Annotated in this window: 8 protein-coding genes; all 8 read right to left on the bottom strand. The window is 41.8% G+C overall.

Translation table 11 applies throughout. The features are described 5' to 3' along the window. Nucleotides 1–267: 267 nt before the first annotated feature. The 8 genes from ACM615_RS20880 to ACM615_RS20845 all read right to left on the bottom strand — a co-directional run bounded on the left by ACM615_RS20880 (nt 268) and on the right by ACM615_RS20845 (nt 10,280). A complete protein-coding gene (locus tag ACM615_RS20880) occupies nt 268–1,422 on the bottom strand; it encodes a glycosyltransferase family 4 protein (RefSeq protein WP_431012468.1) in 1,155 nt (384 codons plus the stop codon). Nucleotides 1,423–1,506: 84 nt separating this feature from the next. Further along, on the bottom strand, nt 1,507–2,886 hold the full coding sequence (cpsG, locus tag ACM615_RS20875; RefSeq protein WP_431012467.1) for a phosphomannomutase CpsG: 1,380 nt from the start codon (nt 2,884–2,886) through the stop codon (nt 1,507–1,509). A 14-nt stretch (nt 2,887–2,900) separates the two neighbouring features. Continuing rightward, nucleotides 2,901–4,322 (bottom strand): mannose-1-phosphate guanylyltransferase/mannose-6-phosphate isomerase, encoded by a 1,422-nt coding sequence (locus ACM615_RS20870; protein WP_431012466.1) that lies wholly within the window; start codon nt 4,320–4,322, stop codon nt 2,901–2,903. Between the two features lie 116 nt (nt 4,323–4,438). Continuing rightward, complete coding sequence (locus ACM615_RS20865; RefSeq protein ID WP_431012465.1) at nt 4,439–5,428, bottom strand: glycosyltransferase family 2 protein; 990 nt, start codon at nt 5,426–5,428, stop codon at nt 4,439–4,441. A gap of 8 nt (nt 5,429–5,436) precedes the next feature. After that, the gene (locus ACM615_RS20860) at nt 5,437–6,900 is read right to left on the bottom strand and encodes a lipopolysaccharide biosynthesis protein (RefSeq protein ID WP_431012464.1); all 1,464 of its coding nucleotides are present in this window, start codon (nt 6,898–6,900) and stop codon (nt 5,437–5,439) included. Between the two features lie 18 nt (nt 6,901–6,918). Further along, nucleotides 6,919–7,935 (bottom strand): polysaccharide pyruvyl transferase family protein, encoded by a 1,017-nt coding sequence (locus ACM615_RS20855; protein WP_431012463.1) that lies wholly within the window; start codon nt 7,933–7,935, stop codon nt 6,919–6,921. A gap of 4 nt (nt 7,936–7,939) precedes the next feature. Continuing rightward, on the bottom strand, nt 7,940–9,178 hold the full coding sequence (locus ACM615_RS20850; protein ID WP_431012462.1) for a glycosyltransferase: 1,239 nt from the start codon (nt 9,176–9,178) through the stop codon (nt 7,940–7,942). A gap of 67 nt (nt 9,179–9,245) precedes the next feature. Further along, complete coding sequence (locus ACM615_RS20845; protein WP_431012461.1) at nt 9,246–10,280, bottom strand: cellulase family glycosylhydrolase; 1,035 nt, start codon at nt 10,278–10,280, stop codon at nt 9,246–9,248. Nucleotides 10,281–10,307 lie beyond the last annotated feature (27 nt).

Below are 10,307 nucleotides of genomic sequence, written 5' to 3'. Positions count from 1 at the left end.
GTTAGTCCGAGTCCGGGCACCCTATTTAAAGAAACCAGCCTAACGGCTGGTTTTTTGCTTTCTGTGCTACTGAAACTTCAAGCCCGGTTAGAAAGCAAAAAAAGCCGGAGAATGTCAGCGCATTCTCCGGCTTTTTCGTAGTGATTCAAAAACAGCGACGGGCGTTATCCGTACAATTTCAGCCGCTGACACTGCTTTTTATGATGAATACGCAAGTGAGGATGATTTGTATGCAAACCATCAATGGCAGATTCAGTATTGAGAGTGCTAATAAACGATGCGTTTACGTTCATTAAAATCATGCCATTTTGTTTTGATATATTCGTCCAGTTCATTATGAAATCTTTCCCCGGAAAACTTTAATGCATTTTCACGACAGTCCAGAGGAAGTACTGAGTCCTTAATGGTATCGAAGTGATGCACGGCCTTTATCAGAGACGCCGCAGTTTGTTCTGCGAAAAAGACCCCTGTTGCATGCTTTTCACCGTAAGGTCTGATGGTCTCCAGAACGCCGCCTTTGCCAAAGGCAATAACCGGCGTTCCGCTGGCCTGCGCTTCGACAGGCGTGATCCCAAAATCTTCTTCCGCAGCGAAAACAAAAGCCTTTGCGCGTCGCATATAGTCTTGCATCACATCGTCAGGCTGATAGCCCAGTATTTCAATGTTACTGCCCGCTTTGGCCTTAATTTTGCCCATTTCAGAGCCGTCACCGATCACCACCAGCTTCTTATCCGGCATCTGACTGAATGCTTCCACAATCAGATCGATACGTTTATAGGGCACCATGCGCGAAGCGGTAAAATAGAAATCCTCTTTGTTCTCCTGCAACGTAAAACGCTCTACATCGACAGGTGGATAAATAACATCCGCGTCGCGGCCATAGACTTTCTTAATCCGGCGGGCAATAAACTGAGAATTGGCAATAAAATGATCCACCCCATTAGCCGTCCGGTAATCCCACATCCTGATTTTATGCAGGAACCAGCGGGCAAGATTGCCTTTCAGCCCCTTATTCAGCCCTGCCTCACGCAGATACTGGTGCTGAAAATCCCAGGCATAGCGGATCGGAGAATGCACATAGCTGATGTGCAACTGGTCAGGACCGGTCAGCACGCCCTTGGCGACCGCATGACTGCTGGAAAGCACTATGTCATGTCCGGTCACATCAAGTTGTTCGATAGCCAGCGGCATTAAAGGCAGATACTGCTGATATTTCTTTTTAGCAAAAGGTAAGCGCTGAATAAAAGACGTCGTCGCTTCTTTACCGTAGAATTTTTTGCGGGATTCATCAGAAAGAAAATCAACAACAGAATAGATATCAGCGTCCGGGTATAATTTAATAAATTCCGCAATGACTTTTTCGGACCCGGCAAATGTCACCAGCCAGTCAGCAACAATCCCCACACTCACATTATGTGACATAATCTAAACCTTATAAAATTAAAATGGGAAAAATAAACCCATAGCGAGTTATTACCACTCACTTAAATAAGATATTTTCAATAATTACATGCTACGAAGAATGGAAAGGATTTTCCTGGTTTGTTCCTGCATTAATTTTGTATCAGCACGGGATTCCACATTCAATCTGACAACCGGTTCAGTATTAGAACTGCGGAGATTGAAACGCCATTCATCAAACTCCAGACTTATTCCGTCCGTATGGTCGATGTTCACCGCCTCTCCTTCATACATCGCTAATACACGGGCAATAGACTCTTTCGGCTGTTGCAGGTAACTGTTTATTTCACCTGAAGCAGGGTAAGCGGTGATCCGGTCATTAATCAGTTGCCTCAGGGACTTACCTTTCACATGCAGTAATTCAGCGACCAGCAACCACGGGATCATGCCACTGTCACAATAATAGAAATCGCGGAAGTAATGATGGGCGCTCATCTCGCCGCCATAGACCGCATCTTCCTGACGCATACGCTCTTTAATAAAAGCATGACCGGTTTTAGACATCACAGGCACTCCGCCCGCACCGGTGACAATATCAATGGTATTCCAGCTCAGACGCGGGTCATGAATGATACGCGAGCTGGGATATTTCTCGAGGAACGCGTCGGCCAGCAGACCCACTATGTAATACCCTTCGATGAAATTACCGGCATCATCAAACAGAAAACACCGGTCAAAATCACCATCAAACGCGATCCCCATATCTGCCTGGTGTTTAATGATGGCATCGGTAGTGTCCTGGCGGCACTCAGGCAATAACGGGTTAGGGATACCGTTAGGGAATGTGCCGTCGGCCTCGTGGTGAATTTTGATAAATTCTACCCGTGCTCCGGCGGCAATAAAACGCTGCTCGATAGCATCCACAACGTGACCGGCAGCACCATTACCGGAGTTAAATACCAGTTTTAACGGACGCGAGAAATTCTCTAAATTGACATAGCTGAGCAACTTATCAACATACGCTTCCAGCACAGAGGCTTTTTCATAAGTGCCACGTATAGCTTTTTCTGCTGGTGCGAAATTATTAGCTTCGACCAGTGCCTGAATCTCGCGTAAACCAGTGTCACCACTGATTGGACGGGAGTTCTCACGAACCAGTTTCATACCATTATAATTCATTGGATTATGGCTGGCGGTGACTTCAATACCACCATCAAGGCTGAGATAAGAAGTCGCAAAATAGATTTCTTCCGTGCCGGTCACGCCAATATCAACAACATCACTACCCGCATCCTGTAAACCCTTCGCCAGAGCAAGTTTTAAAGCTTCACTGGTTAAACGAACATCACCGCCTAATACCATTTTCTTCGGTTTTAAATATTCGCCGTAAGCTCGTCCTATGCGATAAGCAATATCTTCGTTTAATTCAACACCTAATTCACCGCGAATATCGTACGCTTTAAAGCAAGATAATGTATCTGACATATTTCACCCCAAAATTAACAGCGACCATAGTGATCTTTTATACGAATAATATCGTCATCTTCCAGATATGAGCCTGATTGTATTTCCAGAAGTTCAAGAGGTATTTTTCCGGGATTCTCTAATCTGTGATGAGCACCAATGGGTATAAATGTGGATTCATTTTCAGTCAGCAGATAATCTTTATCCTCAAGAATAACTCTGGCTGTACCCGAAAGAATGACCCAGTGTTCAGCCCGGTGATGGTGCATTTGTAATGAAAACTGTCCGCCTGGTTTTACCGTTATTCGATTCACATGATAGCGGGGCGCCGTCACAATATTATCGTTCCGACCCCATGGACGATAAGATTCGCGATGTACGCGATATTCCCGACGTTTCTGACTTTTTAGATATTCAACGACTTTTTTAACGTCCTGCACCTGGTTTTTATCAATCACTAAAACGGCATCTTTAGTATTAACTATCACCAGATTGTCTACACCAATAGCGGCCACCAATTTCTCGTCAGTATTGATATAACAATTCGTCACATTATGAGTAAATACATCGCCACTGAGGGCATTACCCTCGATGCTTTTATTATTCACTTCCCAAAGAGCCGACCAGGAACCCACATCATTCCAGCCCGCATCTAACGGAACGACAATCGCATCAGTGGTTTTTTCCATCACCGCATAATCAACAGACTCATCGGGACATGAAATAAATGATTCTTTATCAACACGAATAAAATCTTGCTGCTCATCGGCCTGTGAGGTTTCAATCGCTTTAAGACAGGCATCAACAATGTCCGGCCTGAATTTCGTCATCTCTTGCAGAAAACGCTTCGCACGGAACAAAAACATACCGCTGTTCCAGTAATACTCACCGCTTTCCAGATATTGCATCGCGGTAGCAAGATCCGGCTTCTCGACAAAACGCTGCACCCGAAAAACAGGATCGGTAACGGTGCTTAATTCCATCCCCCGTTGTATATATCCGTATCCGGTTTCCGGACCAGTCGGCACGATACCGAAGGTCACCAGCTTCCCCTGTTCCGCGAACGGAATAGCACTCTGTACGGCCTGGTGAAAGGCCACAGGAGACTCGATAACATGGTCGGCAGCCAGCACCAGCAAAAGCGGGTCTACACCGTTGTCGATAGCACTGAGCGCAGCCAGCGTAATCGCAGGCGCCGTATTGCGCCCGACAGGCTCGAGGATAATATTATCTTTGAGCTGATTTATTTGCCGCAGTTGTTCGGCAACGAGAAAACGATGCTCTTCATTACAAATAACCAGTGGCACAGAAACATCCAGCCCTTTTAAACGGCTGACGGTTTCCTGCAACATTGAATTATCGCCATGAAGACGAAGAAATTGTTTTGGATAAAGCTCACGAGACATCGGCCACAAACGGCTACCGGTACCGCCAGCCATGATTACTGGAAGGATCATAATATTCGTCTCAGGAAAAAAGTGAGATAAGATTCAATCATTAAAAAAAACAATTCAGTGCACAGTGTAATAACTGAATTATCATTCAGAATGAGTACGGACAAATTCCGAATTATTTATGCTTTAATTTTAAAAACCGTTTTAAGGGCAAAATAGAGCAATGCCGGAGAAATTCTAATCATGAGTATTGAGTAAAATTTTTTATAATTAAGCTGAGATTTCAACCTGAATAAACATGAAACATTGATGCGTTTTTGTATTTCTGTAACTTCATTTACAGGAGCACCAAATTTAATTGCATTAATAAAAACCATCAAAGCCACAATATACTCATGCTTTATTATACTCAGTTTGTCTGATTCTGATAAAATTAAAGGTTTTACCAGTGACTTTGTCATTTCCAGGTATTGCAGTCTGTCTAGTGCTTTTCGGTAGGATTTTTTTGTCAATGAGGAAACATGCTGTACATAATGATACTTGGGTTCACTGCCAAATGAGATGTCAGCACCATCGAGAAACATCGTCATAATGACAAGATAGTCTTCAAAAACGGGTAACGTAGTGTCAAAATGAACATTCCGGAAAAGATCCCGTTTGAATATTTTATGCCAAAGGAAACCTGTTATTTCGTTTTCCAGCATAGAAAAAACAGCATCTTTTCCCTTCAGAATTTTATTGGGAGTAAATTGATTTACGGTACCGCTTTGGACACCCTCAGGTGTTTCAGAGTAGTATAAGCACTGACCTATATCCGTATTATTACTTACTACAATGTCCATTAAATAACTTATTGCATCATGCTCAAAGTAGTCATCAGAATCTAAAAAACAAATGAAATCCCCCTTTGCATGCTCTACTAACTTATTCCTTGTGAAAGAAACTCCTTCATTTTTAACATTATGAGATATGCTATGGCGAATATGAGCGTGCTCAATAAAAAAACTCTCAACAATTGCCACTGAAAAATCGTTTGAAAAATCATCGACAATAACCACTTCTATATTAGAATAGGTTTGAGAGGCCACAGACTCCAGGGCCTTCCTGATATACCTTTCAGAGTTGAAAAGAGGAATAAGTATGCTAACTAATGCTGATTGAGTTTCCATAAAATCATCTAGCCCCTCTCAAATATCTTTCCCGCCAGTGAAAGTATCATTGCTTTTCTACTCTTAGAAGTGATAGTAAAAATAAGAATAAAATAGGATATCGCACCAACGGAAATTTTCACTGCTATTCCAGCCCAGGATTCATTTAATAATGTAAACTCCTGCATACCAATCAGAATCATACACATTCCCCCGGCGCATATAATGGGAACAATAATCTCTCTTATGTATTGTCTGAATGTTAAATTCAAAAGTGTTAATGCACACCATGCAGAAACAGGATAAAGAAGTATTGTACGGATTGAAAATACCAGTGCAGTGGCAATCAAACCATATCGAACAAAAATATAGAATGCCAACACATTACTTATTGCATAAAGCAGTGTTAATCTGGCTTGCCATTCGGGTTTATCACGGGCAAACATGACGGAATGATTGTAATATCCAATCGATGTAACAAAACCTACAGCACTGACAATTTGCATTATGGGGACAGATGGCATCCATTTCTGTCCCAGTAGCAGAAAAGTAATATCATGGGATAATGCACTAAGACCAACAAAAGCAGGCGCTGTTACCAGAACCGTAAAATAGGTAGCTTGCAGATACTTTTTACCAAATTCATTCAAATCATTTTTATATCTGGTAAACGCGGGTAATGAAACCCGCATTAGTGCGGATGAGAGAACGGTGTTCAGGGTGTTTACGATGCGTTTACCCGCCGAATAAACACCGGCACCCGCTGTTCCAAGAAAGTAGGTAATAAAGAAAACATCACTATTTTGATTGGCGAAGTTAGTAATATTGCTCAGAGCCACATGCTTAGAAAACCCTACAGACTCGCGAATGGAATCCTTTGAAATTTTCATTTTTGGCTTCCAGGGCGTCGTCACCCACAGCACGACCAGAGAAATCAGTGAAGTGACAACTTGCTGAACCACCAGACTCGTAACAGCATAACCTTTACAGGCAAGCACCACCCCGACAGCACCCCCGATAGAGATAGAGCAGATTGACCTTATCGCTAAAGGGCGGAACATCATATTATGCGTTAACCAGGCTTCGTGTGTCCGGCTCAATCCGCTGACGACAATAATAATGCCTGTTCCCCGGATGACATTGGCCAGCTCCGGTACTTTCATGTACGCCTCAATAACCGGGGCGAATAAGAAAACAATCAAGAATGCGGGTACAGATAAAGAGAAACACAAAAAAAACGCAGAATTATAATCGACAGGGGTCGGTGATTTCATTCTCACGATCGATGTCGCAATACTATCGAATATAACATTGCGAAAAAACTGCGTAACAAGCAAAGATACACTGAGCATGCCGTATATACTGGGTGTCAGCAACTTCGCTAATATTATGAATATGATAAACGTTATCATTTGTGAGACGGTATTATCCAGAACAGACCAGATAGCGCCAGAAATTATACTCGGCTTCTGGTTTCTCGCTTGAGCGTTCAATTTAACGTCCTTAGAAATTCATTTGCATTTTGAAAGCCTGTCGATACCGTTTAATAAGCGCTCTACATTATTGGTAAATTTAATATCTTCGCTTAGAAAGCCCGGTCTGGACTTCGCATGAAGAAGCATGCTGGATGCCTGATCAATAAATCTGTTATTCAAATTCAGATTAAAACGCTCTTCAACTGTCCTGATAGCTTTGTTTGGAATTCGATGCAACGCTAACTGAGTTAACTGCTGATACTTCTCCCACCACTTTTTGTTCTTTAACTCTCGCTGTTTTCTGAAATATTTAACAGCGAACTCTACATCTGAATCAGGTAAGAAATACTTTTCTCCATAAGTACACAGAGATTTATCGCGTAAATATTCACGCAGGGAACTGCTTCCCAGAACCATTGGCCGGTAAGGAGTATTTATTGTCTGAGTCCAGTCCAACCATTTGAATGTATTGATCTGCGAGGAAGTAATTAAGGGAACCCAGGGTACGCGCAGAGCGTCAGCAATAATGGCCGCATGCATAGCATCCGCCAGCACCAGTTTTGCATGTCTGATTTTTTGGATAACCGTCTTTGCATCCGATTGAGGATTCACGAACTCAATCCCAGCCTGCTGGCACACCTTTTCCCATTGCCCTGTGACAAGCGCGTGATGATGAGGAACAAAAATTACCCCTTTGCGTTCAGCATCTGAGAGTGGTGTAAACTCTGCGAGCGTGTTTAAAAGGGCAGCGCCATCAGTAATAAATTTGTCTTTCGGCAATCCTAAAATCTCAGCACTGAGCGGACCCCGAACGCAGAGTGTTTCCCAAGAGCTGTCGCCAAAGTTGACTGGCGGATAGCCATAACCGACACCACTCGAGAAGACTATCCATTTTTTAGCCGGAGGCATGGCAGAAGTAATAATGGTGCCAATCCCTGATACCCTGACATTTTCGTTATCATCAAAAAAGCCAGGAAGCAATGCATCCCAGATCCATGCGTTAAGGTCGTCCCCAAAATTCCCATGCGCGGATTTATAATAGTAAATTTTCAATTTATCACCGGTTAATATTTAATGGCTGATTCGATAGAATAGAAAACATTCTTGAATATGACTTATCCTGATCATATTCATTGTCAATTTTCAATGTTGCATTCTGACAAATATCAGTTAAAACACTGGGGTCTTTTATAATGTCTTCGACGATGTTTGCAATACCTTCGGCATCATGTTCTTTGACCAGAAATCCAGATATTCCATTTTCTATCAATTCAGGGATCCCGCTGTGAAAAGTTGAAATGACCGGAATACCCATAGCCATGGCCTCCATCAATGCCACCGGTATTCCTTCCATATCGCCATCCGCCGCTGTCACTGAGGGTAATAAAAAAATGTCCGACGTATTTAAGCAGTCAGTAACAGTTTCCTGCGTCTGCGCGCCTGAGAAGAACACCTGATCGTTCAATTCAAGTTCAGAAACCTGTAACTCAAGCTCAGTGCGTAACGGACCATCACCGATAATGGTGTAGCGAAAGTGAATATTTCTTTCATTCAAAATAGAACATGCAGTGATGGCAACTGATATTCCTTTTTTTTCTGTAAGCCTTGCGATAGAGAGTAAACGAACGGGATTACCCAAAACGGGTCGGGGTAGAAACGAGAACTTATCAATACTGATGCCCATCCTGACAACATGAATATTGTCTTCATGTCCTGAAACGGCTTTAATTTTATTAGCCCATAACTGACTTACTGGCAGGATGAATTCTGCATTATCAAAAAGATTTTTATAATCATCCTTAAAAACATCAAGAGTACGCGTTTGTGAAATGTCATTACCATGAAACACTGCAGCTAATTTACCTTTAAGAAAACCAAGCTTCCTCAGTTGATTTGCCAATACCGCGGTGGTACCAAAGTGAGAGACAATAATATCAGCCTCTAAGGGAGGTTTGTTTTTTGATAATATAAGCGGAAGTATTAAGGTTTTGGCATAATACCCATATTTAGAGACATTCATACTCTTAATAGCACAAGAGGAAAGAACACAAGGGAGCAGTCCTTTAAGCCGCGCTAAAACCCTGGAGATCTTACCTTTTGGTTCTCGTTCAAGTAAATATCGCGTTTTATTTATCAAATTAAATTTTTTGATAACATGGTGTTCAGCATCCAGCTCACCGGGAAAAACGGAAACGATGCTTACGTCGCAACCCTTGTTAATGAAATACGCTATTTGGTTGAGGATAAACGTCTCAGAAAGCACAGGAAATTTATATACAAAAAACAAAATCCTCATATAACCTCTTCACTCCCGTTAATTAACAACATAAATACTGATTAATAATACGTTATAAACTTCACCATCATTTGTGATTATCTTTATTAAGTAACTCAGAAATGACAGGAGCGACTAGCTTAGGCGAGAGATCATTGTTCAGGAGGCCAAAATTGTAATCCCTCTTGCTCTTGTCTTTGCCATCATCAATGAGGTCATAAATCCAGACACCTTTTATGTATGAACGAGACTTTGCATCCTCAATATAATTTTTTATATAATCGGCCGATTCTTGCTGGCTCATCCCCCCAGGTCCGGTATAATTTGTCACCCCAATTTCAGTAATGTATACGGGAAAATCCTTCCCTGCTATTTTTTGGCTATCAGCGTAAAACTCATCAACAAAATCTAAATTACCTTTCGTCGTTCTTAAGTCCCGGCGACCATTCAGATACGAATAAGTGTGGATTGAAATCCCATCGGCATAATCCAGAATCCCCAATTTTAGTAACTGCTCAAACCAAACTACATCCGTAATATTCAGATATTTGGCTCTTTGTTCCAGGGGGTTGAATCCGCCAGCTAAGATTATTGCATTCGGATCGATACTTTTTATTGCCTTGCTTGTTGCCTTAACGAGATTAAAATAGACCTCAGCAGAAGGTATATTGTCACGATAACGGGTCATTCCAGTACCAATAGTCCATTCATTCCAGATTTCGTAATATTTAACTTTTCCCTTAAATCTTGACGCAACCCAACTTGCATATCTAACGAAATCATCAATCGACTCCTGATTTCGTGGATAATCACCGTTGTTATACAATTTATTTCCATAATCAAGGATCAAGATAGGACTGAGACCGTTACTCTGGGCATTTAAAAATGCAGCGTCAGTTTTTTTTATATTATCACTTACTGAAAAAATGCCTTTAGTTCTTTCAACGTTTGACCAGGAATAGTCCTCACGAAATGATGTAAATCCCATATCTTTGATTTTTTCTAAATAGATACTACTTTCACCACGATAACCTTGAAAGTGCGTTCCTGCTCCGATAATTGTACACATTCCGTATGACGAGTGAATGAATATAAACACACAACAGATTTTTATATAAATCATTATCCTGTTCATTATCTACCTTACTAA

This window comes from Rahnella sp. PAMC25617, from assembly GCF_050606005.1.
GTDB classification, from domain to species: domain Bacteria; phylum Pseudomonadota; class Gammaproteobacteria; order Enterobacterales; family Enterobacteriaceae; genus Rahnella; species Rahnella variigena.
This window is presented reverse-complemented; position numbering and strand designations above follow the sequence as displayed.